This is a genomic window from Nocardia sp. No.11, from assembly GCF_038752175.1.
GTDB lineage: Bacteria > Actinomycetota > Actinomycetes > Mycobacteriales > Mycobacteriaceae > Nocardia > Nocardia canadensis.
The window spans coordinates 19,576-43,473 of record NZ_JBCGFB010000029.1 but is presented as its reverse complement, the minus strand read 5'-3'; the positions used below and the strand labels follow the sequence as shown (position 1 = coordinate 43,473).

At 70.5% G+C, this 23,898-nt stretch carries 28 protein-coding genes; 7 read left to right on the top strand and 21 right to left on the bottom strand.

What is annotated here, in order from left to right:
* The first annotated feature begins 42 nt into the window (after positions 1 to 42).
* Positions 43 to 357 carry a thiamine-binding protein gene (locus tag V8688_RS12055; protein WP_342800811.1) on the top strand — a complete coding sequence of 105 codons (315 nt, stop codon included), beginning with the start codon at positions 43 to 45 and terminating at the stop codon, positions 355 to 357.
* Between the two features lie 18 nt (positions 358 to 375).
* Here V8688_RS12055 and V8688_RS12050 read toward each other — a convergent pair whose 3' ends face one another.
* The 6 genes from V8688_RS12050 to V8688_RS12025 all read right to left on the bottom strand — a co-directional run bounded on the left by V8688_RS12050 (position 376) and on the right by V8688_RS12025 (position 6,792).
* Positions 376 to 831, bottom strand: coding sequence for a MaoC family dehydratase (locus V8688_RS12050; RefSeq protein ID WP_342800810.1), 456 nt, complete (start codon positions 829 to 831; stop codon positions 376 to 378).
* Positions 828 to 2,321, bottom strand: coding sequence for a long-chain fatty acid--CoA ligase (locus tag V8688_RS12045; protein WP_218718310.1), 1,494 nt, complete (start codon positions 2,319 to 2,321; stop codon positions 828 to 830). The genes V8688_RS12050 and V8688_RS12045 overlap by 4 nt, the downstream gene beginning before the upstream one ends.
* A gap of 176 nt (positions 2,322 to 2,497) precedes the next feature.
* Positions 2,498 to 3,697: a 3-oxoadipyl-CoA thiolase gene (gene pcaF, locus V8688_RS12040; protein ID WP_342800809.1), complete on the bottom strand. Its 1,200-nt coding sequence runs from the start codon at positions 3,695 to 3,697 to the stop codon at positions 2,498 to 2,500.
* Entirely contained in the window at positions 3,694 to 4,851 is a 1,158-nt protein-coding gene (locus V8688_RS12035) for an acyl-CoA dehydrogenase family protein (RefSeq protein WP_218718312.1), read from the bottom strand. Before V8688_RS12035 ends, pcaF begins: the two co-directional genes overlap by 4 nt.
* A gap of 20 nt (positions 4,852 to 4,871) precedes the next feature.
* Positions 4,872 to 5,624 carry a 3-oxoacyl-ACP reductase FabG gene (gene fabG, locus V8688_RS12030; protein WP_218718313.1) on the bottom strand — a complete coding sequence of 251 codons (753 nt, stop codon included), beginning with the start codon at positions 5,622 to 5,624 and terminating at the stop codon, positions 4,872 to 4,874.
* A gap of 16 nt (positions 5,625 to 5,640) precedes the next feature.
* Positions 5,641 to 6,792, bottom strand: coding sequence for an acyl-CoA dehydrogenase family protein (locus V8688_RS12025; protein ID WP_218718314.1), 1,152 nt, complete (start codon positions 6,790 to 6,792; stop codon positions 5,641 to 5,643).
* A gap of 138 nt (positions 6,793 to 6,930) precedes the next feature.
* On the opposite strand from V8688_RS12025, the gene V8688_RS12020 reads away from it, so the two are divergent.
* The gene (locus V8688_RS12020) at positions 6,931 to 7,566 is read left to right on the top strand and encodes a TetR family transcriptional regulator (RefSeq protein ID WP_218718315.1); all 636 of its coding nucleotides are present in this window, start codon (positions 6,931 to 6,933) and stop codon (positions 7,564 to 7,566) included.
* Between the two features lie 92 nt (positions 7,567 to 7,658).
* Here V8688_RS12020 and pafA read toward each other — a convergent pair whose 3' ends face one another.
* The 6 genes from pafA to V8688_RS11990 form a co-directional block, all read right to left on the bottom strand.
* Entirely contained in the window at positions 7,659 to 9,017 is a 1,359-nt protein-coding gene (gene pafA / locus V8688_RS12015; protein WP_186817494.1) for a Pup--protein ligase, read from the bottom strand.
* Between the two features lie 166 nt (positions 9,018 to 9,183).
* Positions 9,184 to 9,951, bottom strand: a complete 768-nt coding sequence (gene prcA, locus V8688_RS12010) for a proteasome subunit alpha (RefSeq protein ID WP_218718316.1) — start codon at positions 9,949 to 9,951, stop codon at positions 9,184 to 9,186.
* Positions 9,948 to 10,724 carry a proteasome subunit beta gene (gene prcB / locus V8688_RS12005; protein ID WP_255587681.1) on the bottom strand — a complete coding sequence of 259 codons (777 nt, stop codon included), beginning with the start codon at positions 10,722 to 10,724 and terminating at the stop codon, positions 9,948 to 9,950. Before prcB ends, prcA begins: the two co-directional genes overlap by 4 nt.
* A 65-nt stretch (positions 10,725 to 10,789) precedes the next feature.
* On the bottom strand, positions 10,790 to 10,984 hold the full coding sequence (locus tag V8688_RS12000; protein ID WP_019047503.1) for a ubiquitin-like protein Pup: 195 nt from the start codon (positions 10,982 to 10,984) through the stop codon (positions 10,790 to 10,792).
* Between the two features lie 162 nt (positions 10,985 to 11,146).
* Positions 11,147 to 12,646 carry a depupylase/deamidase Dop gene (dop, locus tag V8688_RS11995; RefSeq protein ID WP_218718318.1) on the bottom strand — a complete coding sequence of 500 codons (1,500 nt, stop codon included), beginning with the start codon at positions 12,644 to 12,646 and terminating at the stop codon, positions 11,147 to 11,149.
* A 69-nt stretch (positions 12,647 to 12,715) separates the two neighbouring features.
* Positions 12,716 to 13,084, bottom strand: a complete 369-nt coding sequence (locus V8688_RS11990; protein WP_342800818.1) for a hypothetical protein — start codon at positions 13,082 to 13,084, stop codon at positions 12,716 to 12,718.
* 546 nt (positions 13,085 to 13,630) lie between these two features.
* On the opposite strand from V8688_RS11990, the gene V8688_RS11985 reads away from it, so the two are divergent.
* Complete coding sequence (locus V8688_RS11985; protein ID WP_342800808.1) at positions 13,631 to 14,815, top strand: DUF418 domain-containing protein; 1,185 nt, start codon at positions 13,631 to 13,633, stop codon at positions 14,813 to 14,815.
* Between the two features lies 1 nt (position 14,816).
* Here the strand turns inward: V8688_RS11985 and V8688_RS11980 are convergent, their stop codons facing one another.
* On the bottom strand, positions 14,817 to 15,548 hold the full coding sequence (locus V8688_RS11980; RefSeq protein ID WP_308248468.1) for a TetR/AcrR family transcriptional regulator: 732 nt from the start codon (positions 15,546 to 15,548) through the stop codon (positions 14,817 to 14,819).
* Positions 15,549 to 15,630: 82 nt separating this feature from the next.
* Here V8688_RS11980 and V8688_RS11975 point away from each other — a divergent pair, with 82 nt between their 5' ends.
* From V8688_RS11975 to V8688_RS11965, 3 genes are all read left to right on the top strand, one after another.
* Positions 15,631 to 15,930, top strand: coding sequence for a DUF6412 domain-containing protein (locus V8688_RS11975; RefSeq protein WP_316575167.1), 300 nt, complete (start codon positions 15,631 to 15,633; stop codon positions 15,928 to 15,930).
* Positions 15,931 to 16,024: 94 nt separating this feature from the next.
* The gene (gene yidC, locus V8688_RS11970) at positions 16,025 to 16,996 is read left to right on the top strand and encodes a membrane protein insertase YidC (protein ID WP_342800807.1); all 972 of its coding nucleotides are present in this window, start codon (positions 16,025 to 16,027) and stop codon (positions 16,994 to 16,996) included.
* 19 nt (positions 16,997 to 17,015) lie between these two features.
* The gene (locus tag V8688_RS11965) at positions 17,016 to 17,543 is read left to right on the top strand and encodes an NUDIX domain-containing protein (protein WP_342800806.1); all 528 of its coding nucleotides are present in this window, start codon (positions 17,016 to 17,018) and stop codon (positions 17,541 to 17,543) included.
* Here the strand turns inward: V8688_RS11965 and V8688_RS11960 are convergent.
* Positions 17,537 to 17,845, bottom strand: a complete 309-nt coding sequence (locus tag V8688_RS11960) for a hypothetical protein (protein ID WP_218718324.1) — start codon at positions 17,843 to 17,845, stop codon at positions 17,537 to 17,539. The genes V8688_RS11965 and V8688_RS11960 overlap by 7 nt on opposite strands.
* Before the next feature lie 167 nt (positions 17,846 to 18,012).
* Positions 18,013 to 18,369, bottom strand: coding sequence for an arsenate reductase family protein (locus V8688_RS11955; protein ID WP_218718325.1), 357 nt, complete (start codon positions 18,367 to 18,369; stop codon positions 18,013 to 18,015).
* Positions 18,370 to 18,437: 68 nt separating this feature from the next.
* On the opposite strand from V8688_RS11955, the gene V8688_RS11950 reads away from it, so the two are divergent.
* Entirely contained in the window at positions 18,438 to 18,941 is a 504-nt protein-coding gene (locus V8688_RS11950) for a nitroreductase/quinone reductase family protein (protein ID WP_342800805.1), read from the top strand.
* Between the two features lie 57 nt (positions 18,942 to 18,998).
* On the opposite strand, the gene V8688_RS11945 is transcribed toward V8688_RS11950, so the two are convergent.
* From V8688_RS11945 to V8688_RS11920, 6 genes are read right to left on the bottom strand one after another with little or no spacing between them, the layout of a single operon-like run.
* Positions 18,999 to 20,141 (bottom strand): ABC transporter substrate-binding protein, encoded by a 1,143-nt coding sequence (locus V8688_RS11945; protein ID WP_342800804.1) that lies wholly within the window; start codon positions 20,139 to 20,141, stop codon positions 18,999 to 19,001.
* A gap of 13 nt (positions 20,142 to 20,154) precedes the next feature.
* On the bottom strand, positions 20,155 to 20,919 hold the full coding sequence (locus tag V8688_RS11940; protein ID WP_218718328.1) for an ABC transporter permease subunit: 765 nt from the start codon (positions 20,917 to 20,919) through the stop codon (positions 20,155 to 20,157).
* Positions 20,916 to 21,737, bottom strand: coding sequence for an ABC transporter ATP-binding protein (locus V8688_RS11935; protein WP_316575172.1), 822 nt, complete (start codon positions 21,735 to 21,737; stop codon positions 20,916 to 20,918). The genes V8688_RS11940 and V8688_RS11935 overlap by 4 nt, the downstream gene beginning before the upstream one ends.
* A gap of 26 nt (positions 21,738 to 21,763) precedes the next feature.
* Positions 21,764 to 22,687, bottom strand: coding sequence for an ABC transporter permease subunit (locus V8688_RS11930; RefSeq protein ID WP_342800803.1), 924 nt, complete (start codon positions 22,685 to 22,687; stop codon positions 21,764 to 21,766).
* Between the two features lie 14 nt (positions 22,688 to 22,701).
* Positions 22,702 to 22,839, bottom strand: a complete 138-nt coding sequence (locus V8688_RS11925; RefSeq protein ID WP_218718330.1) for a hypothetical protein — start codon at positions 22,837 to 22,839, stop codon at positions 22,702 to 22,704.
* Positions 22,836 to 23,873, bottom strand: coding sequence for a TIGR03842 family LLM class F420-dependent oxidoreductase (locus V8688_RS11920; RefSeq protein ID WP_218718331.1), 1,038 nt, complete (start codon positions 23,871 to 23,873; stop codon positions 22,836 to 22,838). The genes V8688_RS11925 and V8688_RS11920 overlap by 4 nt, the downstream gene beginning before the upstream one ends.
* Positions 23,874 to 23,898 lie beyond the last annotated feature (25 nt).

The following is a 23,898-nucleotide window of genomic DNA, read 5'->3' as shown; positions in this document are numbered from 1 at the left end:
GGCGGGGAGAATGGTCCGGATACCCGGAGCGAAAGGACCATCATGCTTGTTGCGTTCTCCGTGGCGCCCAGCGGCGCCGCCCACGCCGACGGGTCGGTCGGCGAGGCCGTGGCGGCGGCCGTCCGCGTGGTGCGCGCCTCGGGGCTGCCGCACCGGACCGACGCCATGTTCACCACCATCGAGGGCGACTGGGACGAGGTGATGGCGGTGGTGAAGTCGGCCTGTGACGCGATCCTCGCCGTCGCGCCGCGATGCAGCCTGGTACTCAAGGCCGATCTGCGGCCCGGCGTCACCGACGCGCTGACCACGAAGGTCGAGACGATCGAGCGCTATCTGGCCGAGGGCGACGGCTACTAGACCGCCGCCCCGGACGATTCAGCTCAGATAGCGGGCGATGGCGTCGGCCACGCAGGCGGGCCGCTCGGCGCCCTCCAGTTCCACGGTGACGCGCCGGTGCGCCTGCACGCCGCCGGGCACCTCGGTGACCTCGGTGAGCGCCACGCGGCCGCGGATACGGCTGCCCACGGGGACCGGGGTGAGGAATCGGACCCGGTCGAGGCCGTAGTTGATCGCCGCGCTCGCGGCGCTGACCGTCATCACCTGCTGGGTGATCGGCACGATCAGCGACAGGGTGAGGAAGCCGTGCGCGATGGTCGTGCCGTACGGGCCCGTGGCGGCCCGCACCGGATCGACGTGGATCCACTGGTGGTCGCCGGTCGCCTCGGCGAACCGGTCGATCCGGTCCTGGTCGATCGTGATCCAGTCGCTGGGGCCGAGTTCGGTGCCCGCGGCCGCGCGCAGGGCGTCGAAATCGGCGAAATCCGTGGTCATGCCGCTCCTCCGAAGCGTCGGCGCAGTTCGCGCTTGAGCACCTTGTGGGTGGGCCCGAGCGGCAGCTCGGTGACGAACTCCACCCGGCGCGGGTACTTGTATCGGGCCACCTGTTGCTTACCGAACTCGATCACGTCCTCGGCGGTCAGCTCGCCGTCGGCCACCACGACGGCCACGATCTCCTCACCGTAGTGCTCGTCGGGCACCCCGATCACCGCGACCTGCGCGATCCGCGGATGCCGTACCAGCGCGGCCTCGACCTCCGTCGGATACACGTTGAATCCGCCGCGCAGGATCATCTCCTTGATCCGGTCGACGATCCGGATCCGGCCGGTCTCGTCGCGGGTGCCCAGATCGCCGGTGCGGAACCAGCCGTCGACGACGGCGGCCGCGGTGGCCTCGGGTCTGCCGGTGTAGCCGTTGAACACGTTGTGCCCGCGCACCACCACCTCACCGGTCTCGCCGACCGGCAGCAGCGCGATCCGGTCACTGATCGCGGGGTCGGCGATCTCCACATCGACGCCCCAGACCGGATGCCCGACGGTGCCCGCCTCCGCGCCGTAGATCGGCTGGTTGACCGCGGCGGTCGGCGAGGTCTCCGACAGTCCGTAGCCCTCGAGCACCGGCGCGCGGAAGATCCGTTCGAAGTCCTCCAGGATCGCGACCGGCAGCGCCGCACCGCCGCTGACGCACAGTTTCAGTGCGGGCAGTTCCGGCGCCCGCGCCGCCGCCTCGATGAGCGCGATGTACATCGTGGGCACCCCGTGGAAGAGGTTGACCTTCTCCGCCGCCATCAGCGCGATCGCCTGGGCCGCGTCGAATCTCGGCAGCAGCACCAGCGTCCCGCCGACGCGCCAGTGCGAGTTCATCGACACGGTCTGTCCGAAGACATGGAACAGCGGCAGCGCGCCGAGCGCGATGTCGTCGCGGTGGACCTCGTTGGCGTCGAAGGTGTTCACCGTCGCGCACATCACCATGTTGAGGTGATTGAGCTCGGCGCCCTTGGGCGTGCCGGTGGTCCCGCTGGTGTAGAAGACGACGGCGGTGTCGAGCGGACCGCGCGAGACGAACGCCGCAATCGCCTCGCCGACGAGCTCCGCGGGGGCGACGACGTCGATGCCCGCGCCGGCGGCCGCCGCGGCGCCGGTCTCGGCCACCATCGGATGACAGATCAGCAGCGCCGCCGCGCTGTCGCGCAGCACGTATTCCATCTCGGGCGCGGTGAGCAGCAGGTGCACCGGCACCACCGTCGCGCCCGCGGCGAGGATCGCGAAATACGCCCGCGGGAAGTCGGCGGTGTTCGGGCACAGCAGGGCCACCCGGTCACCGGGACGGATCCCGCGCGCGATCAGGGCGCCGGCCTGCTCGCGTGCCTGTCGCCAGAGATCGGCGAAGGTGATGCGATGCTCGCCTTCGATCAACGCGAGATGATCGGGGCGGCGGCGAGCCGGTTCGGCGAGGATGCTCGCCAGGGAGAGTGTGGCATTCATGAGGATTCCTGGAGTCGACAGCTTCGGCGAGGGAGCGCGCACCCACGGTGTCGCGCGGTAGACGACCGGATCGGTCGGAGTTCGGGGGCCTCGGCCCGTACCGGTTGCGCGCTCGGTGCGGCACGCAGACTTCGGCCCGGTCGGGTCGAGGCCCGGCGCTGATCGGCCGTGGCCGGTCAGCGATGGAGATGGACCGCCAGGCCCTGCCCGACACCGACGCACAGCGTGGCGACGGCGTGCCGGGCGTCGCGATCGGCCAGCTCGATCGCGGCGGTGAGCGCCAGGCGAGCACCGCTGGCACCGAGCGGATGCCCGAGGGCGATGGCGCCGCCGTTCGGGTTCACGTGCTCGGCGTCGTCGGGCAGCCCGAGTCCACGCAGCACCGCCAGCGCCTGGGCGGCGAAGGCCTCGTTGAGTTCGACGACATCGATGTCGGCGATCCCCAGACCCGTTCGCGCGAGCAGCTTCTCGACCGCGAGCACCGGGCCGATACCCATCACGCGCGGTGGCACACCCGCGGCCGTCACCGCACCGATCTCGGCCAGCGGCGTCAGCCTGTAGCGGTCCACCGCGACCTCGGAGGCGATCAGCACCGCGGCGGCACCGTCATTGATACCGGAGGAGTTGCCCGCGGTGATCGAGCCGCCGGGCACCACGGCACGCAACCCGCCGAGTGCCTCGATGCTGGTCTGCCGCGGATGTTCGTCCCGCTCGACGACAACCGGTTCGCCGTGCCGCTGCGGGACCGGCACCTGCGCGATCTCGCGGGCCAGCCTGCCCCGCGCGATCGCCGCCGCCGCCCGCTGCTGCGACCGCAGCGCGAAGGCGTCCTGATCGGCACGGGCGATGCCGTGCTCGTCGGCGACGTGCTGGGCGGTCTCGGGCATCGAATCGATGCCGTATTCCGCCCGCATCCGCGGGTTGACCAGCCGCCAGCCCAGCGTGGTGTCGGCCAGCTGCGCCGAACGGTCCCACGGCGCACCGGCTTTCGGCATCACGTACGGCGCCCGGGTCATCGACTCGACACCCCCGGCGATGACGAGATCGGCGTCACCGGCCTTGATCGCCCTGGCCGCGTAGCCGATCGCGTCCAGTCCCGACGCGCACAGCCGGTTGACCGTCACGCCGGGAACCTCCACCGGTAGTCCGGCCAGCAGCGCCGCCATCCGGGCGACATTGCGATTGTCCTCGCCCGCCTGGTTCGCGCAGCCCAGCACCACGTCGTCGACGCCGGCCCAATCGACGGCCGGGAGCCGTCGGGTGAGCGCGGCGATCGCGCAGGCGGCCAGATCGTCGGGGCGCACCTCGGCCAGCGCGCCGCCGTAGCGGCCGAACGGCGTGCGGACGCCGTCGACCAGATACGCGCGGCCGGTCACAGGCCCATGTCCTTGGCGATGATCATCTTCATCACCTCGCTGGTGCCGCCGTAGATCCGGTTCACCCGGTTGTCGGCGTACAGGCGGGCCACGGGATATTCGGTGATGTAGCCGTATCCGCCGTGCAGCTGCAGGCAACGGTCGATCACCCGGGAGGCGACCTCGGTGCAGAACAGCTTCGCGGAGGCGGCGTCGGCCGGGCTGAGTTCGCCCCGGTCGAGCGCGTCGAGCGCGCGGTCGACCACGGCTTCGGCGGCGTCCACCTCCGCCCGGCAGGCGGCCAGCTCGAACTTGGTGTTCTGGAAGTGCGCCACCGGCTGACCGAAAACGGTCCGGCCCCTGGTGTATTCGAGGGCGAACCGGATCGCCGACTTGGCTTGGGCGTAGGCGCCGACCGCGATGGACAGGCGCTCCTGCGGCAGGTTCTGGCCGAGGTAGGCGAAGCCCTGGTGCGCCTCGCCGAGCAGGTCGGCCACCGGCACCCGCACATCGGTGAAGGACAGTTCGGCGGTGTCGGACACCTTCAGCCCGAGCTTGTCGAGCTTGCGGCCGACCGCGTACCCGGGCGAGGTGGTGTCGACGACGAACAGCGAGATCCCGTGGCGGCGATCGGTCTCCGACGGCGGGGCGGTCCGCGCGCACACGATCACCCGGTCGGCGTGCACGCCACCGGTGATGAAGGTCTTCGCCCCGTTGAGCACGTAGTGGGTGCCGTCCTCGGACAGCTGCGCGGTCGTGCGCATCCCGGCCAGGTCGGACCCCGTGCCGGGCTCGGTCATCGCGATGGCGAACATGATCTCGCCCGAGACGAATCCGGGCAGCCAGCGCTGCTTCTGTTCGTCGGTCGCGAGGTTCTTCAGGTACGGCAGGCACAGGCCCACGTGCACGCCGGACCCGCCGAAAGACACACCGGCCCTGGCGGTTTCCTCCATGAGGATCGCCTGGAACTTGAACGAGTCGATCCCCGCGCCGCCGTACTCCTCGGGCACCTCGATCCCGAAAACCCCCAGCTCGGCCAGCGAGCGGTAGAACTCGCGCGGCACGATGCCCGCCTCGTACCACTGGTCGTAGACCGGCACGACCTGCGATTCGATGAACGCGCGCGCGGTCTTGCGAAACGCCTCGTGCTCATCGGTGAAAACTGTGCGCTGCATTGAAACTGGTCTCCCGCGATTCAGAGACGGCGTCCGCCGTCGACGTACAGGGTTTGGCCGGTGACGAATCCGGCCTCGTCGGAGGCGAGGAACGCGACCACGTTGGCGATGTCGTCGGGGGTCCCGACCCGGCGCAGCGGCGTGATCTCGGCGGTCTTGGCCTGCAGTTCCTCGGCGCTGACGCCGATCCGGGCCGCGGTGGCCGCGGTCATCTCGGTGGCGATGAAGCCGGGCGCGACGGCGTTGACGCGGATGCCGAACGGGCCGAGTTCCATGGCCAGCGTGCGGGTCAGCCCCTGGATGCCCGCCTTGGCCGCGGCGTAGTTGGCCTGTCCTCGATTGCCCAGCGCCGACACGCTCGAGGTGTTGACGATCGCGCCGCCGCCGCGCTCGACCATGTGCTGCTGGGCGGCCTTGCTGCACAGGAACGCCCCGCGCAGGTGTACGGCCATGACGGTGTCCCAGTCGTCCACCGACATCTTGAACAGCAGATTGTCGCGCAGCACGCCGGCGTTGTTCACCAGCACGTCGAGCGAGCCGAGCTCGGCGACCGTGCGCGCCACCGCCGCGGCCACCGAATCCTCGTCGGCGACATCGCAACCGAGCCCGATCGCGGTGCCGCCTGCGGCGTTGATCTTGCCCGCGGTCAGCACGGCCGCGGCGGCGTCGAGGTCGACGACGGCGACGGCGTGCCCGGCGGCCGACAGCCGGGCGGCCGTGGCCGCGCCGATGCCGCGGGCCGCCCCGGTGACGAAAGCGGTTCTGTGGGTCATGGTTCGTACTCCTCTGTCAGACGATGGCGTTCACGCCGGTGAGGGCGCGGCCGATGAGCAGTTTCTGGATCTGGGTGGTGCCCTCGTAGAGGGTCAGTACGCGGGCGTCGCGCAGGTACTTGGCGACCGGGTACTCGTCGATGTAGCCGTAGCCGCCGAAGACCTGGATCGCGTTGTTGGCCGCCTTGACCGCGGCCTCGGAGGCGAACAGCTTCGCCATCGAGGCGGCGGTGCCGAACGGCTCGCCCCGGTCGACGAGATCGGCGGCGCGCCAGGCCAGCAGTCGGGCGGCCTCGGTCTCCACCGCGATGTCGGCGAGCAGTTCCTGGACCAGCTGGTAGCCCGCGATCGGCTTGCCGAACTGTTCGCGCTCGCCCGCGTAGCGCACCGCGGCCTCGAGGCAGGCGCGGGCCAGGCCGACACAGCCGGCAGCCACCCCCATCCGGCCCTTGTCCAGCGCCGCCATCGCGATGCGGAAGCCCTGACCCTCCTCGCCCAGGCGCAGCGCGTCGGGCACGCGGACACCGTCGAGGACCAATTCGGCGGTGGCCTGCCCGCGCAGGCCGAGCTTGCCCTTGATCTCGGTCCGGCCGAAGCCGGGCGCGTCGGTCGGGACGAGGAAGGCGGTCACCCCCTTGGGCCCCGGTCCCCCGGTGCGCGCGAAGACCAGCGCGACATCGGCCCAGGTGCCGTTGGTGATGAAGATCTTGGTGCCGTCGATGACCCAGTCCGACCCGTCCCTGGTGGCGCGGGTGATCAGGTTCGCCGCGTCGGACCCGGTCCCCGGCTCGGTCAGCGCGAAGCATCCGAGCTGCTCGCCCGCGCACAGCGGCGGCAGGAAGCGGCGCTTCTGCTCCTCGGTGCCGTAGGTCGCGATCGACTTGCCGACCAGACCCAGCGAGACCGACACGATGCCGCGGACCGCGCTGTCGCCCCGGCCGAGCTCCTCCAGCAGCACGCAGTAGGCCAGCGCGTCACCGCCGGAGCCGCCGTACTCCTCGTCGATCCCGATGCCGAGAAAGCCCAACGCGCCGAGTTTGCCGACGATGGCCGGGTCGACCGATTCCTGCCGATCCCAGTGCGCGGCGTGCGGCACGACTTCCTTGTCCACCCATGTGCGGGCGAGCTCGCGCAGGTCGCTGTGCGCTTGCGTGAGTGCGAGATCCATCGGACCACTCCTGAACCAAACGGTGTTAGGTTTACTCGGGCACCGTATCCTAACGCCGTTCGGTTAATCAAGGGCCGAATCGGCGATCGGTGATACCGTTCGAAGCCCTGTCGGACCCGAGCAGACGAGGAGTGGCGCATGGCGAGGCCGCGCGTACCGCTGTTGAGCCGCGAACGCATTCGCGACACCGCGCTGGCCATGGTCGACCGCGACGGCCTCGCCGAGGTCTCCATGCGCAAGCTGGCCGCCGAACTCGGCGTGCAGGCCGCCTCGCTCTACGGCCACTACCCGAACAAGGACGACCTGTTCGACGACATCGCGACGGGCATCATGAGCCACGTCGACACCTCGGCCTTCGACACCATGGCCTGGGACGACGGCCTGGCCGCCTGGGCCCGCAGCTACCGCTCGGCGCTGGTCGCGCACCCGAATTTCGTGCCCTACCTCGCGGCGGGCCCCGGCCGCCGGGCGGAGAACCTGCGCGCGGCCGACGCCGTGCACGGTGGGCTGGTCGGCGCGGGCTGGCCACCGCGCTACGCGACCATGATCGGCGCGGCCACCCGCTACCTGGTGATGGGCTCGACGGTCGGTTCGTTCGCGGGCGGATTCGCCGACGACGTACAGGTCTACCGGGACCGCTACCCGCACCTGAACCAGGCGCACCTGCTGCGCGCGATCGCCGACGAGATCGATGACGACAGCTTCGAACTGGCCCTGACCTCGTTCATCGCCGGCCTGCGCGGCACCTACGCGAGCGTCGTCGGCCCCGATTGAGCCCGGACGCGACGACGGGACCGGTGGCGTCTACGCAATCGCTCCCTTGCGCCACCGGTCCCGTCGCCGAGCCCCCCGTCTCGGGGGTTCGCCTACATCGAGGCGATCAGCCGATCGACGCGCTCGTCGACCGACCGGAACGGATCCTTGCACAACACGGTGCGCTGCGCTTGATCGTTCAACTTCAAATGCACCCAGTCGACCGTGAAATCGCGCCCGGCTTCCTGCGCGGCGGTGATGAAGTCACCGCGCAGCTTGGCGCGCGTGGTCTGCGGCGGGGTCTCCACCGCGGCGTCGACGGCCTCGTCCTCGGTGATCCGCTTGGCCAGCCCCTTGCGCTGCAGCAGATCGAAGACGCCGCGACCCCGCTTGATGTCGTGGTAGGCCAGGTCGAGCTGGGCGATCTTCGGATCCGACAGCTCCATGCTGTAGCGGTCCTGGTAGCGCTGGAACAGCTTGCGCTTGATCACCCAGTCGATCTCGGTGTCGACCTTGGCGAAGTCCTGCGCCTCGACGGCGTCGAGAGTGCGGCCCCACAGATCCACCACCGCGTCGACCTGCGGGTCGCGGTCGCGGTTGCGCAGGTGCTCGACGGCGCGGGCGTAGTACTCGCGCTGGATCTCGAGCGCGCTGGCCTGCCTGCCACCGGCCAGCCGCACCGGACGGCGGCCGGTCAGATCGTGGCTGACCTCGCGGATCGCCCGGATCGGGTTGTCGAGGGCGAAGTCGCGGAACGAGACGCCCGCCTCGATCATCTCCAGCACCAGCGACGCGGTGCCCACCTTGAGCATCGTCGTCGGCTCGGCCATGTTGGAGTCGCCCACGATCACGTGCAGACGCCGGTACTTCTCGGCGTCGGCGTGCGGCTCGTCGCGGGTGTTGATGATCGGGCGCGAGCGGGTGGTCGCCGAGGAGACGCCCTCCCAGATGTGCTCGGCGCGCTGGGACAGGCAGAACGTGGCCGCCTTGGGCGTCTGCAGGACCTTGCCCGCACCGCAGATGAGCTGGCGGGTGACCAGGAACGGCAGCAACACGTCCGAGATCCGGGAGAACTCACCCGCGCGGACCACGAGAAAGTTCTCGTGGCAGCCGTAGGAGTTGCCCGCGGAGTCGGTGTTGTTCTTGAACAGGTAGATGTCGCCGCCGATGCCTTCCTCGGCGAGGCGCTGTTCGGCGTCTATCAGCAGGTCCTCCAGCACCCGCTCACCGGCCCGGTCGTGGGTGACCAACTGCACCAGGCTGTCGCATTCTGCGGTGGCGTACTCGGGATGCGATCCGACGTCGAGGTACAACCTGGCACCGTTTCGAAGGAAGACATTAGAGCTACGGCCCCAGGACACCACCCGGCGGAACAGGTACCGGGCCACCTCGTCGGGGGACAGCCGACGGTGACCGTGGAAGGTGCATGTCACACCGAACTCGGTCTCGATCCCCATGATTCGTCGCTGCACACTATCGACACTACAGCCATGACCAGGGCCCGCGCGGCGCTCCGGACATCCCATTCGCATACGTGTTCACAACGATTCGGACAGCGAACGACCCAGCGAGCACGACGAGAACGGGCCCGTGGACCGGAGCGGTCCGCGGGCCCGTTCATGATCGTGACGGCGGGGTCTACTCCCCCGCGCCGTCCTCGGGCTCGGGCAGCTTCGCCTCGGTCACGGCTGTCGCCTTCGGCGTACCGAGCGCCTTCTGCAGGGCGGGACCCTGCAGCCGGCGGAACGCCCGGCGCGGCCGGGACTGCTCGAGGGTGGCCACCTCGAGCGAGGACTCACCGAGGGCGCGCTTGTCCTTGTCGGCCTCGGGCTGACCCGCCTGCAGCGCCCCGATGGCCACCTTCAGCGCGTCGTCCAGGGACAGACCGGGCTTGTAGGCGGCCTTGAGCGCGGTCAGGATGGGCTCGGTGGTGCCGCCCATGACGACGTACTCGCGTTCGTCGACGATCGACCCGTCGAAGGTGATCCGGTACAGCACCGAGGTCGGCGACTGCTCCGGATACCCGACCTCGGCGACGCACAGCTCCACCTCGTAGGGCTTGAGCTGATCGGTGAAGATCGAGCCCAGGCTCTGCGCGTAGAGGTTGGCCAGGCCACGGCCGGTGACATCGCGCCGGTCGTACTGATAGCCCTTGAGGTCGGCCTGCAGGATGCCACCGCGGCGCAGGGCCTCGAACTCGTTGTACTTGCCGACCGCGGCGAAGCCGATGCGGTCGTAGAGTTCGCTGACCTTGTGCAACGTCGCCGAGGGGTTCTCGGCGACGAACAGCACGCCCTTGTCGTACACGAGCACCACCACGCTGCGGCCACGACCGATGCCCTTGCGGGCGAGCTCGGTCTTGTCGCGCATGATCTGCTCGGCCGAGGCGTAATACGGCAGCGTCATAGGACGGCGCCCCCTTCTTCCGCGGCTTCCCGGTCGGCGATCACACCGCGGGCGATCTCGGCCAAGCGGTCCTCGGCCACCTCGGCCGCGCCCTCGGCGTCGATCACCACCGCTGTCGGGTAGATCCCGCGCAGCATGTCCGGACCACCGGTGGCGGTGTCGTCGTCGGCGGCGTCGAACAGCGATTCCACCGCGACCCGCAGCGCCCGGTCCTGATCGATGCCACGCTGGTAGAGCTTCTTCAGCGAGGACTTCGCGAACATCGAACCGGAGCCGACAGCGGTGTAGCCGAACCGCTCCTCGCTGCGTCCGCCGACCACGTCGTAGGACACGATGCGACCCGAACGGTCCTGGTCGGTGATCTGGTCGTCGAACCCGACCAGGATCGGCACGACAGCCAGCCCCTGCATGGCGGCGGGCAGGTTGTCGCGGACCATCTTCGACAGCTTGTTGGCTTTACCGTCGAAGGTCAGCGGCACGCCTTCGATCTTCTCGTAGTACTCGAGCTCCACCGCGAACAGCCGGATCATCTCGATCGCGATGCCCGCGGTGCCCGCGATACCGGCCGCCGAGAAGGTGTCGGTGATATAGACCTTCTCGGTGTCGCGGCTGGCCAGCAGGTTGCCCATGGTGGCCCTGCGGTCGCCCGCGATGAGCACGCCACCCCGGTAGGTGACCGCGACAATGGTGGTGCCGTGCGGCGCCAGATCCTTGGCCGCGGTCAGATCCGAGGCACCGAACCTGTTGCCGGGCAACAGGTCCGGTGCGTGCATGCGGAGATGTTCGGTGAACGAGGAGAGAGCCTGCCCCGCGTGGAGGCGCAACGGGTCACCTGAGGTCACTGGCCGCCCTTCTGCACATACGCCCGCACGAAGTCCTCGGCGTTCTCCTCGAGCACGTCATCGATCTCGTCGAGCAGGTCGTCGGTTTCCTCCGCGAGCTTCTCGCGGCGCTCCTGACCCGCCGCGTCTACACCCTCGGGACCCTCGTCCTCGTCGCCACCCCCGGCGCGCTTGGTCTGCTCTTGTGCCATGGCAGCCGACCTCCTCTTTCCTCATCATGACCGCGACCTTTCGGATGAGCACGGCCGGCGATCATGAGCGATGTTCGTGCTCGTCCCACAACCCTACCGAGCCGATCGGACAAGGTGGTCTATTAGCGATCGGATTGTCGCTCTGTCGTGCCGGAAAACGCCTCAGTGGGTGAGCTGGTCGACCAGCTCCGCGGCCGTCTGGGCGGCGTCGAGCAGCTTCCCGACGTGCGCTTTCGTGCCGCGCCGCGGCTCCAGGGTCGGGATCCGCACCAGTGAATCACCACCCAGGTCGAAGATCACCGAATCCCAACTGGCGGCGGCGATATCGGCGCCGAATCGGCGTAGGCACTCGCCGCGGAAGTACGCGCGGGTGTCGGTCGGCGGCTTGGTCATCGCGTCGAGCACCTGCTGCTCGCTGACGAGGCGCTTCATCGAGCCGCGCGCCACCAACCGGTTGTAGAGACCCTTGTCCAGGCGCACATCGGAGTACTGCAGGTCCATCAGGTGCAGCTTGGGGGCGGCCCAGCCGAGGCCCTCCCGGCTGCGCATGCCCTCGAGCAGGCGCAGCTTGGCGGGCCAGTCGAGCAGGTTGGCGCATTCCATCGGGTCGCGCTCCAGCAGGTCGAGCACCATCGCCCAGTTGTCGATGATGTCGAGCACCCGGGGGTCGTCGTTGCCCTCGCGGTGCACGAACTTGGCGACGCGCTCGTGGTAGAGCCGTTGCAGCGCAAGGCCGGTCAGCTCGCGGCCGTCGGCCAGCGCCACGGTGGCGCGCAGCGTCGGGTCGTGGCTGATCTGGTGCACGGCGGTCACCGGCCGGGCCAGCTGGAACTCCGAGAGGTCCTCGCCCGCCTCGATCAGATCGAGCACCAGCGCGGTGGTGCCGACCTTGAGGTAGGTCGACATCTCGGCCAGGTTGGCGTCGCCGATGATCACGTGCAGGCGCCGGTACTTGTCGGCGTCGGCGTGCGGCTCGTCGCGGGTGTTGATGATGCCGCGCTTGAGCGTGGTCTCCAGCCCGACCTCGACCTCGATGTAGTCCGCGCGCTGGGACAGCTGGAAGCCCGCGTGGTCGCCGGACTGGCCGATGCCGACCCGGCCGGACCCGCAGATCACCTGGCGGGAGACGAAGAACGGCGTCAGCCCCGCGATGATGTGGCTGAATGGGGTGTCGCGGTTCATCAGGTAGTTCTCGTGGGTGCCGTAGGAGGCGCCCTTGCCGTCGACGTTGTTCTTGTACAGCTGCAGGCGCGGGGCACCGGGGACGCTGGAGGCGTGCCGGGCGGCGGCCTCCATCACCCGCTCGCCCGCCTTGTCCCAGATCACCGCGTCGAGCGGGTCGACCACCTCGGGTGCGGAGTACTCCGGGTGCGCGTGGTCGACGTAGAGCCGGGCGCCGTTGGTGAGGATCATGTTGGCCGCGCCGACCTCGTCGGCGTCGATCACGGGAGCGGGGCCGCTCATCCGGCTCAGGTCGAAACCACGCGCGTCACGCAGCGGGGATTCCACCTCGTAGTCCCAGCGCGTGCGCTTGGCCCGCGGTACGCCCTCGGCGGCGGCGTAGGCGAGAACGGCCTGGGTGGAGGTGAGGATCGGGTTGGCCGTCGGCTCCGTGGGGGTCGAGATGCCGTACTCGACCTCGATTCCGATGATGCGCTGCATGCTGTCGAGCCTAGGCGACGCGTCCGACCCGCACCGGCATCTCGGCCCAGCGGCCCGCGGCGCCCCAGCTCACCCGGGTGCGCGCAGGCCGGTCAGCGGCCGGGCGAGGGCACCCGCGGCCTGACCCGGGCGCGGTGCACGATGTTCCACCTGCGGCCGGTACCCGACGAGCCCGAACGGCTGGTCGGTCGCCCGATACGGGTCGATGTCCGCGGCCGGCTCACCCCGGTCGATCCCGTGCGCGAGGATCACCACGACCACCGCCCGGCGGGTGCCGACCCGGTGCCGACGCGCCTCGCGACATCCGGATCGAGCTGCGCCTCGGCCGTCGTGCCGCGCAAAGCCGCTGCGCGACCAGGGAATTCGGTGACGCGACTGAGCTCGGTGACGAACGCGACGAGGTCGTCTTCGACCGCGCCGGGTGTCGGGTTCGGGCATCCGGCGGGCGACGGCCTCGGCGTGGGCCTCCCTCATCGGCTCGGCCAGGGAGCGCCACCCTCGGGCGATGGCGCTCTCGGCGACGCCCGCGCAGGTGGCCATGCCTCGATCGTCGACCGGCCGTAGCCGCACTCCTCCAGGATCTCGGCGTCGGCCCGCAGACCCTCGCCGCGCACCCGGCCCCCGGTCCGCGAACCCCCGGTGTTACCCATGTCACCTCCGCGACGACTTCGTCCTCGCGGCCCACACCGTGGCGCGCCACCTTCGCGGCGGTGACCGCGTCCGACACCGTGCTTATCGGCCACAGCATCGGCAGTGTCGAGGTGGCGCGCATGCGCATGCGGTACGAGAGCAGGCTGTTCGCGGCGGCGTTCAGCTCGGCGCGCGCCCCGACGGCCACATCGAACTGCCGAAGGCCGTCACCGCGGTGGAAGAGGCGCTGGCACAGCGCGACCGAGGCACCTCCGCCGGGTCCCCCGCTCGGCGGACCCGAAGTGGTCCTCGCGGGCGATCCGGCGGCCGGATCGCGCCGAGATACTCGATGCCATGAGCGAATCCGTGCACCAGCTCACCCCCGAGGTGACCGACCGGCCGACCAGGTTGCTCGCGCTCGATGTCCTGCGGGGCATCGCGATCCTGGGCACCCTCGGCACCAATATCTGGATCTTCACCGACCCGGCCGGGCTGATCGGCTACATCGGCAGTCTGGGCGACACGGCCACGGACGGCTGGATGTGGACCGAGCGGGTGCTCCAGCAGCTGGCCCAGGGCAAGTTCCTCGGGCTGCTGACGGTGATGTTCGGGATCGGGCTGGCGATCCAGCAGGACTCGGCCCGGCGGGGCGGGCGCCGCTGGCCGGGCCGCTATCCCGTGCGGGCGGGGCTGCTGTTCCTGGACGGCCTGGTGAACTTCCTGTTCGTCGCCGAGTTCGACGTGCTGATGGGCTACGCGGTCACCGGCCTCGTCGTCGCGTATCTCCTGGCGACCAGCGAACGGGCCCGACGCCGCTGGCTCATCGTCGCGGCCTCGGTCCACGTGACGATGCTGACCGCGATCGCGGCCGCCCTGGCCTTCGCGCCCGCCACGGAACCGTCGGCCCCCGAGCCGCTGGAGCCGAATCCCTACGCGGACGGCTCTTTCTGGGATCTGGTGCTGTTCCGGCTCGACCATGCCGGGACCTTCCGGGTGGAGGCGATTTTCGTCTTCCCGATGTCGGTGGCGCTGTTCCTGCTCGGCGCCCGGCTGTATCGCGCCGGGGTCTTCCAGCCCGCCGGGGCGCGGATCCGCCGATGGCTGCTGGTGCTCGGCTTCGGCGTCGCGGCGCCGCTGGACTTCACGGTCGGCGTCTTCGGCGGCGGCGACCTGGTGCTGCTCACCCGCTACGGCACCGCGCCGTTCGTGGCACTGGGCATCCTCGCCGCGGTCGCGGAGTTCTACCTGCGCCGCTCGCGGGTCGGTTATGTGGGCGCCCGGCTCGGCGAGGTCGGCCGCACCGCGCTCAGCTGCTACATCCTGCAGAACCTGATCGCCGGAATACTCTGCTACGGCTGGGGTTTCGGGCTCGCGGCGCGAGTCTCGGCGTCGGCGCGGGTGCCGTTCACGATCGGGATCTACCTGCTGGTGGTCGTCCTGATCACGGCCTTCGCCCACCTCTGGTTGCGCCGGTTCGAGCGCGGCCCGGTCGAATGGCTGTGGCACCGCACCTATCGGCTGCTCACGCCGGCGGAGTGAGTCAGCGCAGCCGCTCCGCCGGTGGCGGGGCGGCATCGGGGGCGACCAGCAGGTCGGCCACCAGCGAATCCCGTTGCAGCGGAACGCCGAGACTGCGGGCGTTGCCCTCGAACAGCGACAGCACCGATTCGGTCAGGATGCCCTGCACCTGTTCGGTCGAGAGCACCGGTTCCGGATCGGCGCGCCAGCTGGCCACCACGCCGTCGACGAGGCCGACCATGCCGAAGGCCATCGGCCGAGCGCGGGCCGGGTCGATCCCGAAGCGGGCCAGGGTGGCGGCGAACATGTCGGCCAGCTGCCCGCCCACCTCGCGCCCGGCACCGGCCAGGGTGGCGGCGCCGGCGCCGTCGGGCGCGGCGTCACCGAGGAAGCGGTGCAGGTTGGGGTGGCGTTCGATCCAGCCGAGGTAGGTGCCGATGGCGCCGCGCACCGCGTCCTTGAGCGTCCCGTCCGGCTCCAGCGCGGGCAGCAGCTCCGCGAGCAGCAGCTCCAGGATGCGCTGGCGGGCGAGCGCGTCGAGTTCGGCGCGGCCGCCGACGTGGCGGTACACCACCGGGCGGGGCAGGCCCAGATGCTCGGCGATCAGCTGCACCGAGATCTCGAGCCCGTGCTCGTCGATCACCTCGATGGCGGCATCGATCATCTCCGCGCGGCGGCGGGCCTTGTGGCCGTGCCAACGAGTGGCGCGCCCGTCACCGACGGGCTGCGCGTCCTGAGCGGAGGGTGCAGTCACAGTGCCAACGATACCCGGACCAGCGATGACCGTGACACAGCGTTCCACCAACCACGGGTAGCCGATCGGTATGCTCGGCGGCATGTGGTCCCGGGCAGTGCTGTTGGCGTACGCGGTGCTCGCGTGCGTGCTGCCCGCCTTCGTGCTCCTGACGACACCGGGCGGCGACGCCGCCCGCATGCTCGCCGTCGGCGCGGTCGCCGCGGCCATGGTGTGCGCGCTGGTCGCGATCACCACCCACCGGCAGCTGCCGATCCGGGTCGCGGCCGCCGGGCCGCCGCGCTCGGCCCAGCGCCGCCTGCGCGGTTCCTTTCTGCGACAGAGCAATCCGGACGCCGCGGGTCGTCCACGCCCGCGAGCACCGGGGATCGATCACCACTGACCGGTAGCGCCGTACGCGCCTCCGGTCGGCCGCCGTGATCCCACTCCCCCTTTCGTGCGCTCACGCGCACGCTGTCCGGACAGGTCGTTCCGTCATGCTCGATGTCGTGTACTTTCCGGTGTCCGCCGCGCTCTGGTGCTGGCACCGCCTCCTCGCCCTCCCCCTCGGACCCGCCGACGGCCTCGCCTGGCTACTGGCCGTGGTCGCCCTCGTCGTCACCGTTCGCGCCCTGCTGATCGTCCCGGCGCTGCGGCAGGCCCGGTCCCAGGCCACGCTGCGGGCCCTGCAACCGCAGCTCGACAAGATTCGCGCCCAGCACCCCGACGACCAGCGCGCCCAGGCCGAGAAGATCCGGGCGCTGCACCGCGAGCACGGTGTCCGCCTGTTCGGCGGGTTCGTTCCGATGATCGCCCAGGCCCTGGTGTTCCTCGGCCTGTTCCATGTCCTGCGCTCGTTCGACCGGACCGGCGCCGCCGCGGTCGGCCCGTTCGCCTCGACCGACTCCCCGCTCTCGCCCGCGGTCAATCGCGCGACCCCGAACTACCTGTTCGGCGTCCCCGACGTCCACGCCTTCCTGGACGCGAGGCTGTTCGGCGCGCCTCTGTCGGCGACGCTGACCGGGGCGGGCGAACTGATCGGCGCGGTCGCCGCGCTCGCGATTCCGCTGGTGCTGATCACCGCGCTCGCCACCCACCTGACGGCTCGGCTGACGCCGCCCGCCCAGGACGGGACGGCCGCGATCCTGCGCCGGCTGTCGCTGTGGGTGTTCCCGGCGGGCGCGCTGGTGAGCGGGGCGATCCTGCCCGTCGCCGTGCTCACCTACTTCGCCACGAACGCGGCGTGGACCTGCGGGCAGCAGTATCTTTTCCGCCGCNTGAGCGGGGCGATCCTGCCCGTCGCCGTGCTCACCTACTTCGCCACGAACGCGGCGTGGACCTGCGGGCAGCAGTATCTTTTCCGCCGCACGCTCGACGCCGAGGCCGCCGCCGTGGCGGCTCGGTCGGCCGCGCGGGCCCGGGCGGCGGCGCCGCGACCGGGGGTGAAGCCGAGGCGGCAGCGCCGCTGAGACGGGTTACTCTCGGGCCGTGGCTGTGAACCCGGAGTCGGAACTGCTCGCCGTGTACGACGCCGCCGGTGCGGTGATCGGCGCGGCCGAGCGGGGCACCGTCTATCGCGAGGGCCTCTGGCACGCCAGCGCGGGCGTGCTGGTGCGCTCCGGCGACGGCCGCCGGATCTACGTCCATCGGCGCACCGACAGCAAACTCGTCTTCGCCGGCCTGCACGACTGTCTGGCCGGTGGCGTGGTCGACGCGGGCGAGGATCCGGCCGACACCGCACGACGCGAACTCCACGAGGAACTCGGCATCGCCACCGGCACCGCACTCCCTGTGCGCGCCACCGCGTCCTGGGACGGCAGCTGGGCGGGCAGACCGCTGCGCTGCCATCTGTTCGGCTACGAGGTCCGCTACGACGGTCCGGTCCGCCACCAGCCGTCCGAGATCGCGGACGGCTGGTGGTGGACCGACGCCGAACACCGTGCGCACCTGGACGATCCGGCGTGGCCCTTCGTCCCCGACACCAGGCTGCTGCTCGGCGACCTGCTGACTCAGTAGACGACCACCTGCCAAGTCTGCATGCTGAACGGCAGGTCACAAGCAGTTTCGGAGTGGAAGCCGCCGAAGGCGGGCTGCCCGTACCGTTCGTAGCTGCTGAACCAGTTCCACCACGCCCAGCAGGTGACCCGCACCTGGTGCCAGACCGGGTCGCCGCACTGGGAGAAGGCGCCGGTGCCGGCGATGGGGTTCACCGAACAGTGCCCCGGCGGTTGCGCCTGGACGGGTCCGGCGAGCAGGGTCGAGGCACCGATCAGACCGGCGGCCGTGGCTCCTACAGCGATCTTGCGAAGCGATTTCATGACAACCTCCCACCGCGTGGAGTTCCCGCTGTCGAACCCGCCGGCGATCCACGTTCGGTTCGATATCCGCCTCGGGACACCGTGTCCCGATGATGTGAGCTACATCAGGCAAATCGCGTTCACCGTTACGGCCGTGCCCGAATAGTTATCCGTTGGCTATCGCCGGATCAGTCGAGGGAGCGCAGCGATTCCTCGTCGCGGGCCACCACCGCGCCGCCGTCGGCGGTGAGCACGATGGGTCGCTGGATCAGCTTGGGGTGCTCGGCGAGTGCGGTCAGCCACCGGTCGACATCGGCGTCGGTGCGTCCCCAGTCCGCCATGCCGAGGTCCTTGGCGATCTGCTCGCCGGTGCGCGTGATGTCCCACGGCTGCGCGCCGAGCCGGGCCAGCACCGCGCGCAGTTCGGCGACCGTCGGCGGATCCTCGAGGTAGCGCCGCACCGTGTACTCGACTCCGGCGGCGTCCAGGTGCGCGGTGGCGTTGCGACTCTTCGTGCAGCGGGGGTTGTGCCAGATCTCGGTCATCCCCGCAGCGTAGTAGGCGGGTGCGGACGCGGACTGCGGGTGCGGGCGCACCGGCCGATACTGGAGCCATGACCGATACCGCGCCCTCCGAAAACCCCTACGGCACACCGACAACCACCGGTCCCGAACCGATCCGCCCCTCCCAGGGCCGGGTCAACACGATCGTCCGCGCCCTGCTGAAGGTGCCAGTGCTGTCCGGCATCGTGGGCAAGCGGCTGGCCACCTTGCAGGTCACCGGCCGCAAGTCCGGCAAGGTCTACGAGGTCCCGGTCGCCTACACCGTCCACGACGGCACCCTGCTGATCGGCACCGCGCTGCGCCCGTGGGTGAAGAACCTGCTCGGCGGCGCCGAGGTGCGCCTGTCCCGTGGCCGGGCTCCCGAATCCTTCACCGCCACGGTGCATTCCGACGAGCAGGGCGTGCTGGAGCTGTACACGATCATCGCCCGCGACAACAAGCAGAACGCCAAGTTCAACGGCATCGGCTTCACCGCCGACGGCGAGCCGTCCCAGGCCGACATCTACCAGACCTGGCAGCAGGGCGGCGTGGTCGTCGAACTCACTCCGCGCTGACCGCGCGCACGGCGACGGCCCGGCGCAACCGCTCCGCCGGGCCGTCGGCGCGTCCGGCTACTTGCCGCCCTCGGTCGGCGTCACCTGCGCGGGCTGGAATCCCGTCCCGGTGACGTCGATCCCGGCGGCCCGCAGTTGATCGAGAGCCCTGGTGACGTACTCGGTGGTGTAGGCGTCGGCGCCGGGGTCCTTCGTCAGCACCGTCGCGCCCTCGGCGTTCTTGGTCTCCTTGGCGATGGTCACCGTGCGATCCCAGGCCGCCTTGTCGACGGTGCCGATCCCGGCGGGCGAGGGCCAGATCAGCTTGTTCACCTCGTTGATCTGCCACTGCTGATGCCCGGCGCCCAGCGTCGCGCCCGCCGCGACGGTGATGTCACGGCACTTGTCGAGATTGTCCCGGCAGAATGCCCAGCCCTTCAGGGAAGCGACCAGGAACTTCACGGTCTGCTCCTGGTACTTCGCATCCTTCAGCTTCTCGGTGTTGGCCCACAGCGCGTCCTGCAGCATCGCCACGCCTTCGGCGTTCCAGTCGATGGCGTTGAAGTCGTCGGCGGTGTAGAGCTTTCCGGTGGCGGGGTTCTTCGTCTCGAGCAACTGGGCGTACTCGTTGTAGGACATGGCCTGGGCGGCCGCGATGTCCTTGGCGAGGAAGGCGTTCATGTCGAACTGCTGCTGGACCAGTTTCACGTCCTCGGCCGGGTCGATGCCGGCTTTGGTCATCCCCGCGAAGAGCTCGAACTCGTTGCCGTAGCCCCAGTTTCCGACGGTCTTGCCGCGCAGCGCGGCGGGTCCGGTGATGTTGTCGGCCTTGAACGAGACCTGCTTGGTGCCCGAGCGCTGGAACACCTGCGCGATCTCGGTGATGCCCGCACCCGCCTCCCGCGAAGCCAGCGCCTTGGGCACCCAGGCCACGGCGTAGTCGGCCTGTCCCTGGGCGAGCACGGTCTGCGGGACGATGTCGGTGCCGCCGTCGAGGATCTCCACCGACAGCCCCTGCTCCCGGTAGAACCCCTGGTCGACGGCGGCCAGATAGCCGGCGAACTGGCCCTGCTTGAACCACTGCAACTGCAGTTTCACCTTGGTGAGACCGTCGGCGGTGGTCTCCGAAGCGGTGTCGGTGGTGCTGCAGCCGGTCAGCGCGGCGGCGGCGAGCGCGGCCAGCGCCAGACAACGGCGCAGCCGGAGTGCGGTCGTGCTCATGGATGGATCTCCCTCATCGGATGGTGGACAGCAGGGGTGTTCTGGGCCGGCGGGTGAGCTGTTCGAGCAGCAGAACGGCGAGCAGGAACACCAGCCCGACCGCCATCGCGCCCACGACGTACGCCCAGGCCCTGGGGTAGGCGGTATTGGCGGCGGCGGAGGTGATCCGGCTCCCCAGCCCGTTCTGCAGGCCGCCGAAGTACTCGGCGACGACGGCCGCGATGACCGCGCCGGGCGCGGCGATCCGCAGGCCGGTGAACAGGTGCGGCAGCGCGGCGGGCAGCCGCACGGCGCGGGTGAGCTGCCAGCCGGTCGCGGCGTAGGAGCTCATCAGGTCGGCCTGCACCTTCGGCACCTCGCGCAGCCCGCGCGCGGTGCTGACGAATACCGGAAAGAACACGACGATGGTGACGACGAGGCGACGCGGTGTCTCCGTCGTGGTCGAGTACATCGTGTTCAGCAGCGGCGCGAGCGCCACGATGGGCACGGCGGCCGCGGCGGCGGCCAGCGGGGTGAGCAGACCGTCGACGATCCGGAACCGCACCGCGAGGACGGCGGCGGCGATGCCGAGCACGGTCCCGAGCACGAACCCGACCAGCGCGTTGGCCCCGGTCGCCAGCGCGGCGTCCAGGATCCGGCCCGCGTTGGCGACGAACTGTTCGGCGATCGCGCTCGGTGCGGGCAGCAGGAACGACGGCACCCCCGCCACCACGGTGAGCACCTGCCACAGCACCAGCACGACGACACCCACCACGATCGGCGGCAGCCAGGTCCTCATGGCAGGTCCCGTCCGGCCACGGCATGCTCCGCGGGCTCCCCGCGCAGCGCCGCGCGCACGGCGGCCACGGCGGCGAAGAACTCCGCCGAGGACCGCACATCGGCACCGGTGTCGCGCCCCCACCCGCCGGTGGGCACGATGTCGCTGATCCGGCCGGGTCGCGCCGACAGCACCACCACCCGATCCGACAGGTACACCGCTTCGGGAATCGAGTGCGTCACGAACACCACCGCGGCCCCGGTCTCGCCCGCGATCCGCAGCAGTTCGCCCTGCATACGTTCCCTGGTCATCTCGTCGAGCGCGCCGAAGGGCTCGTCCATCAGCAGCAGCGCCGGGGTGCGCGCCAGCGCCCGCGCGATCGCGACCCGCTGCTGCATGCCCCCGGACAGTTCGGCCGGATAGCGATCGGCGAACTCGGTGAGCCCCGCCATCGCCAGCAGTTCGGCACTGCGGGCCCGGCGCTGCGCCTTGGGCACCCGGTGCAGTTCCAGCGGCAGTTCGACGTTGGCGGCGACGGTGCGCCAGTCGAGCAGCCCCGCCTGCTGGAAGGCGATGCCGTAGTCCTGGTCGATCCTGGCCTGCCGGGCGGACTTGCCGTGCACGGTGACGGTGCCGCCGCTCGGTGTCTCCAGATCGGCGATGATCCGCAACAAGGTGGACTTGCCGCAGCCGGAAGGGCCGATGAGCGAGACGAATTCGCCCGGAGCGACGGTGAGCGAGACATCGGTGAGCGCGGTCACGGCACCGGCGGCGAAGGTCTTGCCGAGGTGGGTGAGCTCGACCGCCGGTGGCGCCGGGGCGCCGGCTGAGGTGGTCATGGGTACTTCTTCCTGGAAAGCGAGGTCTACGAGGAGGTGTCGCCGGTGCCCGGCGGATGGTTGTAGCGGCGCACGGCCAGCTCGACGAGTCCGACCAGCCCGGTCAGCACCACCCCGAGCAGGGCCGCGGCGATCACCGCCGCGTAGAGCCGGGCGGCGTCGCCGGTGGCCTGCTGGGAGAACACGATGATCTGGCGGCCGATCCCACCTGTGGTGCCGGTGGAGATCTCGGCGACCACCGCGCCGATCACGGACGCGGCGGCGGCCAATCGCAAGGCCGGCATCAGCGACGGCACCGCGGCGGGAAAACGCAAGCGCGTCAGGGTCGCCCACCACCCGGCCGAGCAACTGCGCAGCAGTTCCACCGAAGCCGCCGACGGCGCGTGCAGGCCGCGCAGCATGCCGATCGCGACGGGGAAGAACGCCAGATAGGCGGCGATCACCACGATGCTCATCCACGGCCGCCACGGTTGGCCGCCGATGGCGAGCCTGCCGCCCCACGCGGCCACCAACGGGGCCAGCGCGATCAGCGGAACGGTCTGCGAGAGCACGACATAGGGCAGGATGCCGCGTTCGAGCCAGCCGAACCGCTGCATCGCCACCGCGAGCCCGATCCCGACCACCGTGCCCAGCAGCAGCGCGAGCAGGGCCAGTATCAGGGTGAAGCCGGCGGTGCGCACCAGCGTCGTGCCGACGGTGCCGGTGCCGTCCGTCTCGCCGAGCACGGTCACCACCGCCCACACATGCGGCAGGGCGCCGTCACCGGTGCGCGGCAGCACCCGAACACCACCGATGCCGACGCCGTCGGCGGGCACGAGCAGCTTCACCAGCTCCCAGATCACGACGACCGAAGCGAACGCGGCGACCGCGTAGGCGACGCGCGCCACCCGCGCGCGCCGCACCGCGGTGGCCCGGCCTGCCGCGGGCAGCACCGCCGTGGCATCGATCATGTTCGCGCTCATCGTCATTCGCGGTGCTCCCGCACCCGCACCGGCACCCGCTTGCGCGCGTACCGCTGCGCCGTCAGCGCCGAGGACAGCGCCACCGCTACGATCCCGGCCGAAGACGCGCCCCGGATCAGGGCGATGCCGACCGCGTTCATCCGACGTCCTTGGTCGCCGTGACGGGCCGGTGCAGGCGAGGCAGCACCTGCTCGCCGTAGGCCTCGAGAGTGGCCGTCTTCGCATCGTGTTGCAGGTACACGGCGAACTGGTCGACGCCGAGCTTGCCCAGTTCCCAGAGGCGGGCGAGCTGTTCGTCCGGCGGGCCGAGCAGACAGAACCGGTCGACGACCTCGTCGGGGACGAAGTCGGCGTGCGGATTGCCCGCTCGCCCGTGCTCGTTGTAGTCGTAGCCGTGCCTGCCCGCGACATAGTCGGTGAGCGAGGCCGGGATGTCGCCGTCCGCACCGTATTTCGCGACGAGGGCGGCCACATGATTGCCGACCATTCCACCGAACCAGCGGCACTGCTCCCTGGCGTGCGCCAGCGCGGCGGCGGACCCGTCGGTGACGTAGGCGGGCGCGGCGACGCAGATCTGCACCGAACGCGGGTCACGGCCGGCGGCCTCGGCGGCACGACGCACCTTGGCGACGGTCCACGCGACGATGTCGGGGTCGGCCAGTTGCAGAATGAACCCGTCGGCGACCTGGCCGGTGAGCTCGAGCGCCTTGGGCCCGTACCCGGCCACCCACACGTCGAGCCGGGATTCGGCCGCCCACGGGAACCGCACCTCGGTGTCGCCGATCCGGGCGCTGCGCCCGTTGCCGAGCTCCCGGATCACCTCCACCGATTCGCGCAGCGCCGCCAGGGAGGTCGGCCTGCCGCCGATCGCGCGCACCGCCGAGTCGCCGCGGCCGATGCCGCAGATGGTGCGGTTGCCGAACATCTCGTTGAGCGTGGCGAAGGTCGACGCGGTCACCGTCTGGTCCCGGGTGGCCGGATTGGTGACCATCGGACCCACCATCACCTTGCGGGTGGCCGCGAGAATCTGGCTGTAGATCACGTACGGCTCCTGCCACAGCAGGTGCGAGTCGAACGTCCACACATGCGAGAACCCGTGTGTCTCGGCCAGTCTGGCCAACTCGACCACCCGCGACGCGGGTGGGGTGCACTGCAGGACGACACCGATGTCCATGGCACTCTCCGTTTCCGATAGGGGT

Excerpts from the sequence above, each read along its gene's own strand:
- V8688_RS11960 (WP_218718324.1), bottom strand. The coding sequence starts at position 17,845 with ATGAAATCGCTTCGCAAGATCGCTGTAGGAGCCACGGCCGCCGGTCTG.
- V8688_RS12050 (WP_342800810.1), bottom strand. The coding sequence starts at position 831 with ATGACCACGGATTTCGCCGATTTCGACGCCCTGCGCGCGGCCGCGGGC.
- V8688_RS11945 (WP_342800804.1), bottom strand. The coding sequence starts at position 20,141 with ATGAGCACGACCGCACTCCGGCTGCGCCGTTGTCTGGCGCTGGCCGCG.
- V8688_RS11955 (WP_218718325.1), bottom strand. The coding sequence starts at position 18,369 with ATGACCGAGATCTGGCACAACCCCCGCTGCACGAAGAGTCGCAACGCC.
- V8688_RS11925 (WP_218718330.1), bottom strand. The coding sequence starts at position 22,839 with ATGAACGCGGTCGGCATCGCCCTGATCCGGGGCGCGTCTTCGGCCGGG.
- prcA (WP_218718316.1), bottom strand. The coding sequence starts at position 9,951 with ATGACGCTGCCGTATTACGCCTCGGCCGAGCAGATCATGCGCGACAAG.
- V8688_RS11935 (WP_316575172.1), bottom strand. The coding sequence starts at position 21,737 with ATGACCACCTCAGCCGGCGCCCCGGCGCCACCGGCGGTCGAGCTCACC.
- prcB (WP_255587681.1), bottom strand. The coding sequence starts at position 10,724 with ATGCACGCACCGGACCTGTTGCCCGGCAACAGGTTCGGTGCCTCGGAT.
- V8688_RS12020 (WP_218718315.1), top strand. The coding sequence starts at position 6,931 with ATGGCGAGGCCGCGCGTACCGCTGTTGAGCCGCGAACGCATTCGCGAC.
- V8688_RS11985 (WP_342800808.1), top strand. The coding sequence starts at position 13,631 with ATGAGCGAATCCGTGCACCAGCTCACCCCCGAGGTGACCGACCGGCCG.
- V8688_RS11940 (WP_218718328.1), bottom strand. The coding sequence starts at position 20,919 with ATGAGGACCTGGCTGCCGCCGATCGTGGTGGGTGTCGTCGTGCTGGTG.
- V8688_RS12035 (WP_218718312.1), bottom strand. The coding sequence starts at position 4,851 with ATGCAGCGCACAGTTTTCACCGATGAGCACGAGGCGTTTCGCAAGACC.
- V8688_RS12055 (WP_342800811.1), top strand. The coding sequence starts at position 43 with ATGCTTGTTGCGTTCTCCGTGGCGCCCAGCGGCGCCGCCCACGCCGAC.
- V8688_RS12025 (WP_218718314.1), bottom strand. The coding sequence starts at position 6,792 with ATGGATCTCGCACTCACGCAAGCGCACAGCGACCTGCGCGAGCTCGCC.
- dop (WP_218718318.1), bottom strand. The coding sequence starts at position 12,646 with ATGCAGCGCATCATCGGAATCGAGGTCGAGTACGGCATCTCGACCCCC.
- V8688_RS11950 (WP_342800805.1), top strand. The coding sequence starts at position 18,438 with ATGACCGATACCGCGCCCTCCGAAAACCCCTACGGCACACCGACAACC.
- V8688_RS12045 (WP_218718310.1), bottom strand. The coding sequence starts at position 2,321 with ATGAATGCCACACTCTCCCTGGCGAGCATCCTCGCCGAACCGGCTCGC.
- fabG (WP_218718313.1), bottom strand. The coding sequence starts at position 5,624 with ATGACCCACAGAACCGCTTTCGTCACCGGGGCGGCCCGCGGCATCGGC.
- V8688_RS12000 (WP_019047503.1), bottom strand. The coding sequence starts at position 10,984 with ATGGCACAAGAGCAGACCAAGCGCGCCGGGGGTGGCGACGAGGACGAG.
- V8688_RS11990 (WP_342800818.1), bottom strand. The coding sequence starts at position 13,084 with ATGCCCGAACCCGACACCCGGCGCGGTCGAAGACGACCTCGTCGCGTT.
- V8688_RS11930 (WP_342800803.1), bottom strand. The coding sequence starts at position 22,687 with ATGATCGATGCCACGGCGGTGCTGCCCGCGGCAGGCCGGGCCACCGCG.
- V8688_RS11975 (WP_316575167.1), top strand. The coding sequence starts at position 15,631 with ATGTGGTCCCGGGCAGTGCTGTTGGCGTACGCGGTGCTCGCGTGCGTG.
- V8688_RS11920 (WP_218718331.1), bottom strand. The coding sequence starts at position 23,873 with ATGGACATCGGTGTCGTCCTGCAGTGCACCCCACCCGCGTCGCGGGTG.